The organism is Noviherbaspirillum sp. Root189 (genome assembly GCF_001428545.1).
Taxonomy (GTDB): domain Bacteria; phylum Pseudomonadota; class Gammaproteobacteria; order Burkholderiales; family Burkholderiaceae_D; genus Noviherbaspirillum.
Map to the genome: position 1 here is coordinate 124,083 of NZ_LMHZ01000005.1, position 14,482 is coordinate 138,564.

Annotated in this window: 14 protein-coding genes; 6 read left to right on the top strand and 8 right to left on the bottom strand. The window is 58.0% G+C overall.

What is annotated here, in order from left to right:
* Nucleotides 1-22: 22 nt before the first annotated feature.
* Entirely contained in the window at nt 23-718 is a 696-nt protein-coding gene (locus ASE07_RS04190; protein ID WP_057289551.1) for a glycine-rich domain-containing protein, read from the bottom strand.
* Nucleotides 719-1,087: 369 nt separating this feature from the next.
* On the opposite strand from ASE07_RS04190, the gene ASE07_RS04195 reads away from it, so the two are divergent.
* Entirely contained in the window at nt 1,088-3,289 is a 2,202-nt protein-coding gene (locus ASE07_RS04195; protein ID WP_057289552.1) for a CHASE domain-containing protein, read from the top strand.
* 30 nt (nt 3,290-3,319) lie between these two features.
* Here ASE07_RS04195 and pcaQ read toward each other — a convergent pair whose 3' ends face one another.
* On the bottom strand, nt 3,320-4,264 hold the full coding sequence (pcaQ, locus tag ASE07_RS04200; protein ID WP_057289553.1) for a pca operon transcription factor PcaQ: 945 nt from the start codon (nt 4,262-4,264) through the stop codon (nt 3,320-3,322).
* Nucleotides 4,265-4,414: 150 nt separating this feature from the next.
* Here pcaQ and pcaH point away from each other — a divergent pair, with 150 nt between their 5' ends.
* The 3 genes from pcaH to ASE07_RS04215 all read left to right on the top strand — a co-directional run bounded on the left by pcaH (nt 4,415) and on the right by ASE07_RS04215 (nt 6,972).
* Complete coding sequence (pcaH, locus tag ASE07_RS04205; protein WP_057289554.1) at nt 4,415-5,158, top strand: protocatechuate 3,4-dioxygenase subunit beta; 744 nt, start codon at nt 4,415-4,417, stop codon at nt 5,156-5,158.
* Nucleotides 5,155-5,784 (top strand): protocatechuate 3,4-dioxygenase subunit alpha, encoded by a 630-nt coding sequence (pcaG, locus tag ASE07_RS04210; RefSeq protein WP_057289555.1) that lies wholly within the window; start codon nt 5,155-5,157, stop codon nt 5,782-5,784. Before pcaH ends, pcaG begins: the two co-directional genes overlap by 4 nt.
* A gap of 324 nt (nt 5,785-6,108) precedes the next feature.
* A complete protein-coding gene (locus ASE07_RS04215; protein WP_057289556.1) occupies nt 6,109-6,972 on the top strand; it encodes an NAD-dependent protein deacetylase in 864 nt (287 codons plus the stop codon).
* 1 nt (nt 6,973) lies between these two features.
* On the opposite strand, the gene ASE07_RS04220 is transcribed toward ASE07_RS04215, so the two are convergent.
* The 6 genes from ASE07_RS04220 to ASE07_RS04245 form a co-directional block, all read right to left on the bottom strand.
* Nucleotides 6,974-7,786 carry an HpcH/HpaI aldolase/citrate lyase family protein gene (locus ASE07_RS04220; RefSeq protein WP_057289557.1) on the bottom strand — a complete coding sequence of 271 codons (813 nt, stop codon included), beginning with the start codon at nt 7,784-7,786 and terminating at the stop codon, nt 6,974-6,976.
* A gap of 24 nt (nt 7,787-7,810) precedes the next feature.
* Entirely contained in the window at nt 7,811-9,163 is a 1,353-nt protein-coding gene (locus ASE07_RS04225) for an MmgE/PrpD family protein (protein ID WP_057289558.1), read from the bottom strand.
* Nucleotides 9,164-9,263: 100 nt separating this feature from the next.
* Nucleotides 9,264-10,442 carry a CaiB/BaiF CoA transferase family protein gene (locus ASE07_RS04230; protein WP_057289559.1) on the bottom strand — a complete coding sequence of 393 codons (1,179 nt, stop codon included), beginning with the start codon at nt 10,440-10,442 and terminating at the stop codon, nt 9,264-9,266.
* Nucleotides 10,443-10,451: 9 nt separating this feature from the next.
* The gene (locus ASE07_RS04235; RefSeq protein ID WP_057289560.1) at nt 10,452-11,612 is read right to left on the bottom strand and encodes an acyl-CoA dehydrogenase family protein; all 1,161 of its coding nucleotides are present in this window, start codon (nt 11,610-11,612) and stop codon (nt 10,452-10,454) included.
* 51 nt (nt 11,613-11,663) lie between these two features.
* Entirely contained in the window at nt 11,664-12,512 is an 849-nt protein-coding gene (locus ASE07_RS04240; protein WP_057289604.1) for an FAS1-like dehydratase domain-containing protein, read from the bottom strand.
* 282 nt (nt 12,513-12,794) lie between these two features.
* The gene (locus ASE07_RS04245) at nt 12,795-13,694 is read right to left on the bottom strand and encodes a LysR substrate-binding domain-containing protein (protein WP_057289561.1); all 900 of its coding nucleotides are present in this window, start codon (nt 13,692-13,694) and stop codon (nt 12,795-12,797) included.
* Nucleotides 13,695-13,947: 253 nt separating this feature from the next.
* Here ASE07_RS04245 and ASE07_RS04250 point away from each other — a divergent pair, with 253 nt between their 5' ends.
* Entirely contained in the window at nt 13,948-14,151 is a 204-nt protein-coding gene (locus ASE07_RS04250; RefSeq protein ID WP_156396362.1) for a hypothetical protein, read from the top strand.
* Nucleotides 14,152-14,302: 151 nt separating this feature from the next.
* Complete coding sequence (locus ASE07_RS28635) at nt 14,303-14,476, top strand: hypothetical protein (protein ID WP_156396364.1); 174 nt, start codon at nt 14,303-14,305, stop codon at nt 14,474-14,476.
* Nucleotides 14,477-14,482: the final 6 nt, after the last annotated feature.

The window sequence follows — 14,482 nt, forward strand, 5'->3', positions numbered from 1 at the left end:
CACTGAATATTGATTGAATTGATTACGACGCCCGGTCGTTACCCAGGCCCGGACGCCCCTTGCCGACTATCTTCGCGTAATACGCTGGTTGTGCGGATTCATAATAGCCTGTCGCAACACGCGCACAATAAGTTGCGTCCTCAACCGGGGCAGCGACACGTGCACAATAGGATGTCTCAACGGGAGTAGCCACACGTGCACAATAGGCCGCATCGGGCTGCGCCACCCGTGCGCAGTAGGAAACTCCCTGGCCGGCAACACGAGCGCAATACGACCCTTCTTCACTTGTCACGCGCGCGCAATAGCTCTGCCCTGCCTTGGATGCCTTGCCAAATTCCTGTTCATACAAGCGGCGAGTCTGCGCTGCAGCTTCCACCAGGTTGGCGGCATCTTCGTCGTCACGCATGCCGAAATACGGAAAATGATGCAGGAAGTAGCCGAATACATGCGCACAGTCTTCCGCATATTTCATGGTATCGAGGATGTGCCCATGCCAGAATTTATCAACCTCGCTATTCGGCGTGATCGCCTCCTCCGGGTACTTCGCGATCAGTGCGAGAAAACGGCGATATTCCAGTTCGTGGCGGTCGGCTTCTTCGCGGCTCCAGCCGTGACCTTCCCTGGCATCCATCAGCTTGAATTTGATCGCATCGAGATCCAATGCAAATACGGCATCAATCATTTGTTCCGGGGTCTTGTTGTGTGCTTGCTTATGCATGTTGTGCCACCTTTCTCGGTGAGTGAACGGGAGGTCTGGATCTTCATCTTTACAAGAAGAACAACGCGTCTTGCAACGTGGAAAATGTAGCACGCAGACAACCTTGCAATCATGTAACTTGATTGAGCTGGCGCAAGCTTTTTGCATACCCTATTTCTTCGTGTCAATATACGCTCTGGTTATATGCACGAGCTTGAAAAACCGCCGTGGCCAGGCGTGTCATTGATGACGGTTTGCTGTAAAAAACCGTTACACTGCATTAATGCGTATCAGTCTCGTGTCGCCGGATATTCGTGACTTGTGCGTTCAGCCGTGTAGTCATCGCGCCATGCAAGGCTGATACGGCGAACAAATGGATTAAAAAGCAAGATGAGCATTTCGCGCCGATTTCTGATTTCTCTCGTCATGTCTCCCGTCTGGTGGCTCGGCGTTGCCATTTCGCTTTTGCTCCATCTGCTTGTGGTACAGATTGTGGATGACAAAGCAAGGTCCCAGTTCGATTATCTCGCTGACAATGCGCAGACTGCGGTGCAGAGCCGGGTACGTTCGTACATCGATGTTCTGCGCGGCACGGCGGCGCTGTTTCAGACCGACGAAAAGATCACGCGCGAACAGTTCCGCGCCTATGTCCGCGAACTCAAACTCGAAAGCAGTTTCCCCGGTATTACCAATCTCAATTTTGCGCAGTACGTCGCAGGGGCGGACAAGCGCGCCTTTGAAGCATCGGTACGCCGCGATACCAGCGTTTCGTCGGTAGGCTATCCGGCCTTCGCCATCAAGCCGGCAGGCGAACGCAAGGAATACAACGTTCTGACCTATATCGAACCGATGGAAACCAACGCCGTCTCCTTCGGGATCGACATGGCGGCAAACAGCATTGCGGCAAATGCACTGGCGGTGTCGCGCGATACCGGCCAACTGGTGTCCTCCGGCAGGCTGATTCATATCACGGGACCGAATCAGCATATCGGCCTGGCCATGCGCGTGCCGCTGTATCGACTTGGCATGCCTGTGAAGAATGTCGCGCAACGGCGCGCCGCATACTATGGTTCGGTCGGCGCCGGTTTCGATATCAATCGCCTGATGCTGGGGGCCATCGACAAGAAAGTGCTGAGCACCATGCGGGTCCGGATATTCGATACCGGTCGCGATGATGAAAAGCGCGCCGCCGGGACCATGGATCCGCAGCATCTGATGTTCGATAGCGCGACTTCTTCGAGCGCCGAGAACCGGTCTCCGGCGATCGATCCTTCCGTCGATGATCTGTTTGTCAAGCGGGTTTCAATGACCGTCGGCCCGCGCGTATGGGAAGCGGAAATCCTGGCGCGCAGATCAGCCCTGATCAACGGCTTCGATGTTTCCTTGTCCTGGATCGTGCTGATCGGCGGTCTGCTCGGCAGCACACTGCTGTACAGCATTTATTATTCGTTACTGACCGCGCGCCGGCGTGCGGTGGAACTGGCACGGGAAATGACGACTGATTTGCGCAACAGCGAGGCCAGTCTCGCCGAAGCGCAGCACATGGCGCGTCTGGGTAGCTGGACCATGGACCCTGCGTCCGAAGCCATGATCTGGTCCATGGAAACGTACCGGATATTCGGCGTGAGCCAGTCCCGCGACAGGCTGCGCTATCAGGAATTCCTTGCGCGGATTCATCCCGAAGACCGGGATCGCGTGCGCAAGGGATTGATCGATGGCCAGCCTGGTGATGAAGGTTTCAATCATGAGCACCGCATCGTGCAGCTTGATGGCACAGTCCGATGGGTGCAGTCGATCGTCCGCTTCGGCAGCGATATGCAAGGCAAGGCCCTGCTGCGCGGAACGATCATGGACATCACCGACCGCAAGGAAACGATGGAGGCGCTGAAGCGCTCACAGGAGTTGTTGCGCGATCTGACCGCGCACCAGGACCGCGTCAAGGAAGATGAACGCAAACGTATCGCCCGCGAGATTCATGACGAACTGGGCCAGACCCTGCTGGCGTTGCGCATCGATGTTTCCATGCTGGATGCGCGCACCGCACAATCGCATCCGCGCCTCAATCAGAAGGTGCGCGACGCACTCAACCACCTCGATGCGACGGTGAAGACCATCCGCACCATCATCAACAATCTGCGGCCCGCCGTACTTGACCTCGGGCTGACAGCGGCAATCGAATGGCAGGTCGCGGAGTTCCGCCGCCGTAGCGGCATCACCTGCGATCTCCTGATGAGCGAGAAGGAGTTTTATCTTGACGATACGCGTGCAACCTCGCTGTTCCGCATCCTGCAGGAATCGCTCACCAATGTGATCCGTCATGCCAAGGCCACGCACGTCGTCATTGAGTTGTATCGCGAGGCGGGACAGCTGGTCATGAAGATTACCGACAACGGCATCGGCATCTATCCTGAAACACGCAATTCGGCCAATTCGTTTGGATTGGTCGGCGTGGAGGAGCGCATTCATGCGCTCAATGGAAAGTTTGTCATTACCAGTGCGCCCGGCAAAGGGACGACGCTGACAACTTATATCCCGATAGACAGCGACGCGGTAGGAAACGCGCCGTTTAACCTGGTCGATACAAGCGGATAGTCACGCCCGACACGCGCAGCAATGGATGTTTCAGGCGTAAGGTAAAGGCCTGCGCTCGGCCGCGGCGGCACGCAAAATGTTGATGAGGTCGCGCGCTGCCATGGACAAATTTGCATCGCTGCGATGAAAGAGTCCGACCGGTTCTTCAGTGCCTTCGGTGGACAGTGCAAGGCGCGCCAGAATGCCTTCGTCGATATCGTGACGCACCGCGCCGAGTGGCGTCAGCCAGACCGTATCGGATTGCATCACCAGGCGGCGCGCAAACGATACGGACAAGGTTTCGGTGTAGTGCAATGGCATCGTTGCGCCACGCGATTGCAGAAAACTTTCCGCATGGTGGCGTGGGATCGTCCCCCTGGGCGACAGCACGATCGGACAAGCCATGATTTCCGCGAGCTTGAGCGGTGCCGTTGCCAGCAGCGGATGACCGGTGCGAACCACAAGACACAAAGGTTCGATATACAGCAGTTCGAATGACAAGCCGATCAGCATATTGGGATCAGCCATGCGTCCCATCACCAGATCCACGGTTCCGGCCTTCAGTTGATTCAGCAAGGCAGCGTTGGCAGCGGTGTCGATGGCGACCTGCGCATGCGGATGCAGCTTGCGAAACGCGAGCAGCGCCGCCGGCACGAGATCGGCACCGACGCTCGGCAGCATGCCAATACGCACCACCGGATTCTCCTGCTGCGGCGCCAGTCCGATGGCGCTGCCAACCGCATCGAGGGCATCCAGCACGCCCAGTGCATGGACACGGAAATTTTCTCCTTCGGGAGTCAGGCGCGCACCTTGCCGGTTCCGTTCGAAGAGTCTGCAGCCGGCAATGTCTTCCAGTTCCGACAAAGTTTTCGATACGGCTGGTTGTGTCAGTGTAAGACGCTCGGCTGCCTTGCCGAGATTGCCCTCTTCGGCAACAGCAAGAAAGCAGTATATGTGCCGCAAGCGGACGCGCTGGCGAAAGGTATTTTTATCCATAACTTTATTTTATGGAAGCAACGCAAATTTTTCAATTTACATAAAAAATATTCAGTAATACATTGTCGCTTTGTCGTTCACCTGCGAACCGTTTTTGGGTTCAATATGCGACGTGGCGCGCATACGGCCAATTTCCAGAAGGAGAAAACCATGCCCGGTCTGCTCGACCAGTTCGGCGAATACCTGCAGCGCGATCGTAGCGTGCACCCGCCAGCTTATACACCCCAATACAAGACCAGTGTCCTGCGCTCGCCGAAGAATGCGCTGATATCCTTGCAGAATTCGCTGTCCGAAATCACCGGTCCGGTTTTTAGTCCTGACGAACTCGGTCCGCTCGACAACGACCTGATCATGAATTACGCCAAGGAAGGCTTGCCGATCGGTGAACGCATCGTTGTGCATGGCTATGTGCTCGATGAATTCGGACGCCCGGTGCCGAACGCTTTGGTCGAGGTCTGGCAAGCCAACGCGGGCGGTCGCTACCGCCACAAGAAGGATCAGTACATCGCCCCCATCGATCCCAATTTTGGTGGCTGCGGCCGCATGTTGACCGATGCCAACGGCTATTACTTTTATCGCACGATCAAACCAGGCCCCTATCCATGGCGCAACCGCGTCAACGACTGGCGGCCGGCACATATCCACTATGCGGTATCAGGTTCGGGCTGGGCGCAACGATTGATTACGCAGATGTATTTCGAAGGCGATCCCTTGATTGCGCAATGTCCTATCCTGCAATCGATCGGCAATGAAGAATCGGTGCGCGGATTGATCGCACCGCTGGATCGCGGCGCCTTCATCCAGCTCGACAGCCTGGCGTACCGCTTCGACATCGTGTTACGCGGAGCGCGCGCCACGCTTTTTGAAAATCGTGTGCAGGGAGGCGGCAAATGAAGCCGAACCAGATCGAGATGCTGAAGGAAACCGCATCGCAAACCGCAGGGCCATACGTCCATATCGGCCTGGCGCCAAAGCAGGCCGGCTTCGATATTTTTGAAAAGAACTTCACCAATGTGCTGGTCGGCCCGGATACCCGGGGTGAACGCATCCGCGTTGAAGGCCGGGTAATCGACGGCTCCGGCACGCCGGTACGCGACGTGCTGATCGAAATCTGGCAAGCCAATGCGGAGGGCAAGTACCAGCATCCCGCTGATCGGCAGAACAAGGACCTGGACAAGGATTTCCGGGGATGGGGCCGGGGCTGCTCGGATTTCGAAACCGGCATCTACACGTTCGACACGATCAAGCCCGGCGTGGTGGAAGGCCGTAACGGCCGGCCCATGGCACCGCATATCAACTTCTGGATCGTGGCGCGCGGCATCAATATCGGACTGAATACGCGCATGTACTTTTCCGATGAGGTCGATGCCAATGCGAAGGACCCGGTGCTGAACCTGATTGAATGGGAAGTACGGCGCAAGACCCTGATCGCGCAGCGTAGTGAGAAGGATGGGCAGGCGGTGTATCGGTTTGACATACAACTGCAAGGGCCGGAGGAGACGGTGTTTTTTGATATCTAGTGTCCTGTTTCCTAAATTCGTTGAATAAAAGACGACGACAATTGCGCCGATACCGCGTCAAAAATGCTCGCAAGGCCCCGGCCTTGCTGTGCTTTTTTCCTTGTCTCGACACAATTTCGCCGCATTTATTTTTCAACGAATTTGCGGAACAGGACACTAGGGTTTATTGAGTGATGTAATGGATAGTCGTGCACTTCCACTCGGCGCGACTATCGGTCTTCGGGTAAGCTTTCTGCGATATGCAGAATCCGCTTTCACATCCGAATTGCTCCAGCGTCATGGCATACGCATGGATGACGGGCCAGCATGCGGGCAGGAGCCGTCATGGCTGATGGCCCAATATTCCTACCCGATAACGACGTACGTGAGCTGGCGCAACTACTTGCGCCATGCTCCCGCCTTCTCCTGCTCACCGGCGCCGGTATCAGCACCGCGTCCGGCATTCCCGACTACCGCGACAGCGAAGGTGTCCGACGTGGACGAGCGCCGATACAAGGCCCTGAATTCCGAAGTTCCGAACTCATCCGCAAGCGTTACTGGGCACGGGCCATGGTCGGCTGGCGCCTATTGGCAAAGGCGGAACCGAACGCTGGCCATCTGGCGATTGCCGCACTTGAAACTCCAGCCAGAGATACCGTTATTGTCACCCAGAACGTTGACGGCTTGCATTCCGTGGCCGGCAGTTCCCAGGTGATCGAGTTGCACGGAAACATACATCGTGTTGCCTGCCTCGATTGCGGCGCGTGCCATGAACGGCGTCTGATTCAATCGCAACTGGAACAGCACAATCCCGGCCTTGCCAATACAACGGCGCTTCCGGCACCGGACGGCGATGCCCATCTGGAGCCGGAAACCCTTGCGGATTTCGTGCTGCCGCATTGTCCGACGTGCGCAGGCACATTACAGCCGGATGTGGTGTTCTTCGGCGATGGCGTGCCGCGTGCACGCACCGAACAAGCCGAACAGGTCGTAAGTAATGCCGATGCCATCCTGGTGGTGGGATCATCGCTGATGGTGCACTCAGGCTATCGCCTGTGCAAGCTGGCGGCGGAAGCAGGCAAACCGATCGCAGCAATCAATATCGGCAAGACGCGCGCCGACGCTTTGCTGTCATTGAAGGTGGAGCAGCGTTCCGAGCAAGCGCTGCCTTTACTGGCGACGCTGCTGCGCGATCTGCGTAACAGGTAATCTACCTGCGTGCCGCCTCGGCAGCAATATCCTGCGCCTTGCGGATGACCGGCAGGTCGATCATCTTTCCGTCCAGCGCTACCGCAGCGCCGTTGGCGCGCGATGCTGCTTCGAGCACGCGTTCTGCCCATGCAATATCATCGGCACTGGGATAAAAAGCGTCACCCACGACCGGCAGCTGGCGTGGATGAATACATAGCTTGCCACCAAATCCAAGGCGGCGCGCGCGCAAAGTATCGGCGCGAAGTTGAGCTGCATCATCAATGGCAACGGTCACGCCATCCACTGGCGGCTGTATGCCGGCAAGTCGCGACAGCAAGACCAGTTGCGAACGGAAATAGAGCAACTCTTCCCCTTCGCCGTCAATACCCATGTCGAGCTGGAAGTCGATCGAGCCGAACATCAGCCGCTGTACGCCTGCGACCTTCGACAACGCACCGGCATGTGCGAAGCCCTGTGCTGTTTCGATCAATGGCAATACCGCTTTTGCTCCCTGAGCGGTAACGCGCTCAAGGTCTTCCGTGCGCTCAGCCTTGGGCAGCACAATGCCGGCGACACCGGCTTTTCCGCACAAGCTCAGATCGGCTGCGAACCACTCGGTATCCGCGCTGTTGAGTCGAATCAGCACATTCCTGTCTGGTGACAACCAGCTCGCGATAGCGGCACGCGCATTGTTCTTGTCGGCCGGGGGAACGGCGTCCTCCAGATCGATGATGACGGCATCGGCACCGGCGACGCAAGCCTTGTCAAAACGCTCCGGACGGTTGCCGGGTACAAACAGGTAAGAACGTGCAATCAACGATGTGGAGGGCATGGTATCGGGGCTCTCAAGCGAATGTCAGTCAAAGAAGCGACCGACACGTTCTGTGCGCGCCAGATTCCATATCCGTGAAAATGCGCCGCGCATTTCCGCCTCGCTGGCAGCACCGCCAAAGTCGGCCAGTCGCAACGCCTTTTGCTCCAGTTCTTCACGCGACAAGGTATTGCCGGGATCGCCTTTCGGCTCATCGACGCGACCGCTCAGGGTGCGGCCATCGTTGGTCTCCACCGTTACCTTGCCGATCCAGCGTACCGGATAAGCCGTGTCAACTTCACTGTCGAGCTGCATGCTCACCTTGTCACGGAACGCGACGATGGGGGGCTGCCTGAATGCATGTTCAAATTCCTTCATGCCGGCCTGTTCGAACTCCGCGATCAGGCCCAGCACGGTACCCATGGAAAACTTTGCCTGATGCACCGTCTGCGGATCGACTACCGGCCCAAGTACGTCGATTGCGCCCTGATGCACATGCGCGGTAACGCGTGCGATCTGCTCAGGCCTGAGTTTGTGTTCCTGCACGACCTGCAGCAAGGCATCAGCAGCGGGATGCGTGTGGCGGCATGAGGAATGGAACTTGAATGAGGTCTCGGCCAGCGCCCAGCGCTCGCCCAGGCGATCAGTCAGGCGTGCGGGGTCCGCATCCTTTGACATGCCGGCTGCCAGTCCTTGCGGGCCTTCGAGAATATGCCGTGCGCCGGTAAAGCCATCCTTCGCGAGATAGGCGGCAGTCAGACCGGCAGCAGCCGCGTGCGCGGTATGCAACTGCTTCGAGTCCGCCGCATCGCGTAAAAATTCCCACAGTCCCGCTGCTTGCGTGCCAGCCGAACCGAATGCGTGCAGCATCTGCTCCGGCGACAGGTTCAGCAGTCGACCGGTTGCGGCGGCGGCGGCGACTGTGCCGGCCGTACCGGTAGTATGAAAGATCCGGTAATGCGAACGGCCAAGGAATTCGCCGACGCGAATGCCGACTTCATAGCCGGCCACCGCAGCCACCAGCAAGTCACGCCCGGAACTGCCCAGTGCTTGCGCCACCGCCAGCACTGGCGGAAACACCACGGCCGCCGGATGAAATACCGATCCGTTGTGCACATCATCCTGCTCGGCAAAATGCGATGACGCGGCATTGACCATGGCCGCAAACAGCGGTGTGGTCTTGCGACGCGATATCAGCACTTCGGCGTCACCACCCGGTCCCATCGTGGTGGCGAAGCGTTCTATGGCTTCTACCGGACGCGCGCCCTTGCCCGCCAGTGCCGAGCCGAACCAATCAAGGAAAAGATCTTCCGCGCGCCGCACGACGGCCTCGGGAATGTCCTCAAAGCGCAGCGTGGCGGCGAAGGCCGCGAGTGTTTCGCTCGAATGTGATGTCATGATGGCTTCCTGTGCGATAGGTTGTCTGGTCAATGGATATGGCGAATGGAACGCTTGTTGCGGGGCGCGTTTTGACGCTTGGGGACACGCTCACGCATCATCAGATCGCCCTGCCTTCGCGCAATTCGGCGAGCGCCTTGTCGTCATAACCCAACTCCTTCAGGATGGCGTCGGTATGCTGGCCTAGCGCCGGCACTGCATCCATGCGCGGGCTATAGCTGTCCGGTATCCCCGGGGGTAGCAAGGCCGGTACCTGGCCATTGGGCGTAGCGACATCGACCCAGCGTTCGCGCGCCTTCAGCTGCGCATGCCGCCAGACATCATGCATGTCGTTAAGCTGCGCGTTGGCGATCTGTGCGTCATCCAGGCGCGCGATCACCTGTTCGCCGCTCAGTGCGGAAAAGACATCGACGATGATGGCGCGCAGTTCATCACGGGCGGCGCTACGTGCTGAATTGGTCGAGAAGCGCGCATCTGTTGCGAGCTGCGGCCGCTGCAAGACCTTGCTGCAGAAAGCTGCCCACTCGCGTTCATTTTGCAGGCCGAGCATCACAGTCTTGCCATCGCCAGCCGGGAAAGGCCCGTAAGGGTAGATCGTCGCATGCGATGCACCCGCGCGCGCTGGCGGCGCGGCGCCGTCATAGGCGTAGTACAGCGGATAGCCCATCCACTCCACCATGCTTTCGAGCATGGAGACATCGATGTTGCACCCCTGCCCCGTCTTGCCGCGCTGGATCAGCGCCGCAAGAATGTTGGAATACGCATACATGCCGGCCGCGATATCGGCGATCGAGCACCCTGCCTTCGCCGGGTCATCGCTGGTGCCGGTAATTGACAGAAATCCGGACTCGCTCTGGATCAGGAGGTCGTAGGCCTTTTTGTCACGGTAGGGCCCATCGGCGCCATAGCCGGAAATATCGCATACGATCAGACGCGGGTAATGCTCCTTCAATGCACTGTACGACAGGCCGAGTCGCTCCGCAGCACCGGGAGCAAGATTCTGCACCAGCACATCGGCGGTCTCCAGCAGCTTGTGCAAAATGATTTCGGCTTCCGGATGCTTGACGTCGAGCGTCAGGCTTTCCTTGGAACGATTGGTCCACACGAAGTGCGACGCCAGTCCATTGACGCGCGTGTCATAGGCACGCGCAAAATCGCCGACGCCAGGGCGCTCGACCTTGATGACACGGGCGCCCAGATCGGCAAGCTGGCGGGTACAGAATGGCGCCGCAATCGCATGTTCGAGCGTGACGACGGTAATGCCTTCCAGTGGACGCATGCAATCTCCTTAAAACGAGCGTGGCAGTCCGAGGATATGCTCGGCCACATACGAGAGGATGAGGTTGGTGGAAATCGGTGCAACCTGATAGAGACGCGTCTCGCGGAACTTGCGTTCGACATCGTATTCGCAAGCGAAGCCGAAACCGCCATGAAACTGCAGGCAGGCATTGGCCGCTTCCCACGACGCATCGGCGGCAAGCATTTTCGCCATGTTCGCTTCCGCCCCGCATGCCTGGTGCGCGTCAAACAGCTGGCATGCCTTGAAGCGCATCAGGTTCGCTGCCTCCAGGTTGACGTAGGCCTTCGCAATTGGAAACTGCACACCCTGGTTCTGCCCGATCGGCCGGCCAAAGACCATGCGTTCATTGACATATTTGGTCACCTTGTCGATGAACCAGTAACCGTCGCCGATGCATTCGGCCGCGATCAGGGTGCGCTCGGCATTCAGGCCATCGAGGATGTACTTGAATCCCTTTCCTTCTTCGCCGATCAGGTTCTCTTCCGGAATTTCCAGATTCTCGAAGAACAGTTCATTGGTTTCATGATTGACCATGTTGAGAATAGGCTGCACCGACAAGCCCTTGCCGATCGCATCACGCAGATCGACTACGAAGATCGACATGCCTTCCGATTTCTTCTTGACGTCGGCGAGCGGCGTTGTGCGGGCGAGCAGGATCATCAGGTCGGAATGCTGCACGCGCGATATCCAGACCTTCTGCCCGTTGATGACGTAACGATCGCCTTTTTTGACGGCGGTGGTCTTGATTTTGGTGGTGTCGGTGCCGGTAGTCGGTTCAGTCACCGCCATCGATTGCAAACGCAGTTCGCCGCTGGCAATCTTCGGCAGGTACTCACTTTTCTGGCGTTGAGAACCATGACGCAACAAGGTTCCCATGTTGTACATTTGACCGTGGCAGGCGCCCGAGTTACCGCCGGAACGGTTGATCTCCTCCATGATGACTGAGGCTTCGGTCAGGCCGAGGCCGGAGCCTCCGTATTCCTGCGGAATCAGCGCAGCGAGCCAGCCTGCCTTGGTCAGTGCATTGACAAAGTCTTCCGGGTAGCCGCGCACTTCATCGATCTTGCGGAAGTAGTCGGCGGGGAATTCGGCGCACAGCGCGCGTACGGCATCGCGTATATCCTGGTATTGGTCCGGGGCATGCAGCATGGCGGGTTCTTTCCTGTAAGGCGGTTTGTTGTGTAGTGTTCTGTAAAAACGTCAGGCCAGCGTGGCGCTGGCTTCCATGGTCAGCCAGCCGTCGACATCCTTTGCCCATAGGCGCACGGTCTTGCCGTCGTCTTCGAGGCGTCCGCAGACGGAGAACGAGGCAATATCGAAGACGGGCTTCACCGCACGGAATGAGAACTGTCGTACCGCGCGGTCTGGCATATTGCGGCGCAACAGATCCATCAGCAGGGTTGCGATCAATGGCCCGTGGACGATCAGTCCCGGATAGCCTTCGACTTCAGTGACATAGCGACGGTCATAGTGAATGCGATGTCCGTTGAAGGTCAGCGCGGAGTATCGGAACAGCAGCACATCGTCAGGATGGATCTCGCGCGACCACGCATGATCCGCAGGCGCGGCCTGCGGCCTGGGCACTGGATCGTCGGGCCTGGGTGTATCGCGGTATACGATGTCGTGTTCTTCGGTAATGGCGATTCCGGCGGGATTACTGATTTCATGCCGTACCAGGACAAACACCAGTGAACCGGAGCGGCCTTCCTTGTGGCTGACATCAACGATCTGCGATTCGCGCGAGATCGCTTCGCCAACGCGTAAGGGCTGGTGAAACTGCAAGCGTCCGCCGGCCCACATACGGCGCGGCAACGGCACCGGCGGCAGGAAGCCGCCACGTGCCGCATGACCGTCGGGTCCGAGTTCGGACTGCCGATGCAGCGGCAGGAAATACAGCCAATGCCATAGCGCGGGAAGCACGTCGCCGTTTTGCGGTGCCGCATCATCACGGTCAAGCGTCGCCGACAGGGCGGCGATCGGTGTTGCTGTTACCTGGTCAGAACGCGATTCGGTTCGTCCCAGCCATTCGCGCAGGTAAGGCATGTCCATGCTGGTCTCGGCTTTGTGATCGGGTGACAAAAACAGGAGAAGACCGGGCGCTGCGTAATCGGTCACGACGACAAGGATGGTCAGACGTCGCGCAGCACCGGCCCGGAATTTCGCTACCGGGCTAGTGTGCGCCATAGCAGGCGGGACGACAATTCTTGAATTTGGAAGCAGGACTTTTGCTGTACTTAACTTGTAGGAATTATCCGAACTGCGAGTGCATGCTCGGCTGGCGTCTCATCATGACGGTAACGCCACATCGTTACGTCGTACGATCCCGTCTGATCAAGCAGCGGCATCCGCTTCAAGCAGCTCCACCAGTTCACGCGCAAACTGCGGCAGCAGGTGGCGGCTGCGCATGCAGATCTGCAATTTCCGCAATGCCCACTCATCGGTCAACTGCACAATATGGATCGCCATGGTTTTGGCATGGCGGCGCGCGGAGGTTTCGGGCAGCACGCCGATACCGGCGTTGGCCTCGACCATGCGGCACACCGCCTCGAAGTTACCCGCCTGTATTCGCGTCTTGAGCGTCTTGCTCAAGGCACCTGCCGCCTGTTTGACGAAGGCATGGATAGCGCTCGACTCATGCAGCCCGACGTGATCGTATTCCAGCGTTTTTTCGAAATCGATGACTTCAGTTTTTGCCAGAGGATGATTCATCGCCGTGACCAGTACCAGGCGGTCTTCGTGATAAGGCAGCACCTCAAGTCCCTCGGTCCGTACATTACCCGCAACGATCCCGATATCGGTCTTGCCTTCGCTGACCGCCCGGACGATATCCTGGCTCAGGCGTTCGCGCAGGTCCACGCTGACATCAGGATGGCTTGCGAGAAATGACGACAGGATTGCGGGAAGAAATTCCGTGATGGCCGTGGTATTGGCAAACACGCGTACATGGCCTTTCATGCCCTGCGCATATTCCTGCAGTTCGCTACGCAGGTATTCGAGTTGCTGCAACACCAGCCGCGCATGATGCAGGAAAGCCTGGCCGGGCGGTGTCAGAGTCACGCCTTGGCTGGCGCGGATCAACAGCTTGGAGCCGACGCTGTCTTCCAGATTCTTGATGCGGGTGCTGGCCGCCGGCAATGACATGTGTGACCGCTCGGCACCGCGCGTCAGGCTGTTCTCTTCGGCGATATGCACAAAGAGGCGCAAGTCGGTCAGGTCGAAATGGATAGCCATGGGTCTGCGGTCTCCTTTATCCCGGTATGTTGTTTCTGGCGACAGACGATCTTGTTTGCAGCCAAGCTTCCATTGTGGCACAGGTCAGTGCCACATCCGAACGACATCGGCACGGCCTTGAATCGTACAGAACTTGGTCGGTTTCTCATCCTCTAAACACTCCCGCGTTCAAGATTGAACGTGCAATTCACGCGTGACGGCGGAGAGCGGCACAGAGAATTTGCATCGCCATGCACGCTAGCAGAAGGAGTTCATGATGAAAATGAGCAATCCCAATCGCGATCGAACCCAGGCAGCCGATCGTTTCGGAACGCAGCAAAAACAATCGGGCGATCAGCACATTCTCCCGCAAGACGAACCCGGCGTGGATCCTCACCGCCCGCATCGTATCAACCGTGAAGACATGGAGAAATTACGTCCCGCCGATCAGGACCCGGACGACCCGGCCCAGCCCTGATGCGATGACTATCCGCACATAAGCGTAACCGGCAGCCGCCTGCATGACGGCTGCCGGTTGTAGGACAAACTCTGTCCCATGCTTATGGGGTACCCTGCGACGCCAAAGCAAGGTCTAATTGCATCTTTATGCTTGTTGAAAGTGAATTGCAATGGAACGCAGGGAATACCGGCTGATGCAGATTGTTGGCATTGTCGTGCTGTGCGGCGCAGCAAGCGCGCTGTATGCGGATGCGACACTTGCCGCTGCCATTTCCCTGGTGGTCGGTACGCTAATTCTTTTCGCCGGCCTCGTCGGCGCATGGATCGCGAAAGACGACAGGTAACGAAGG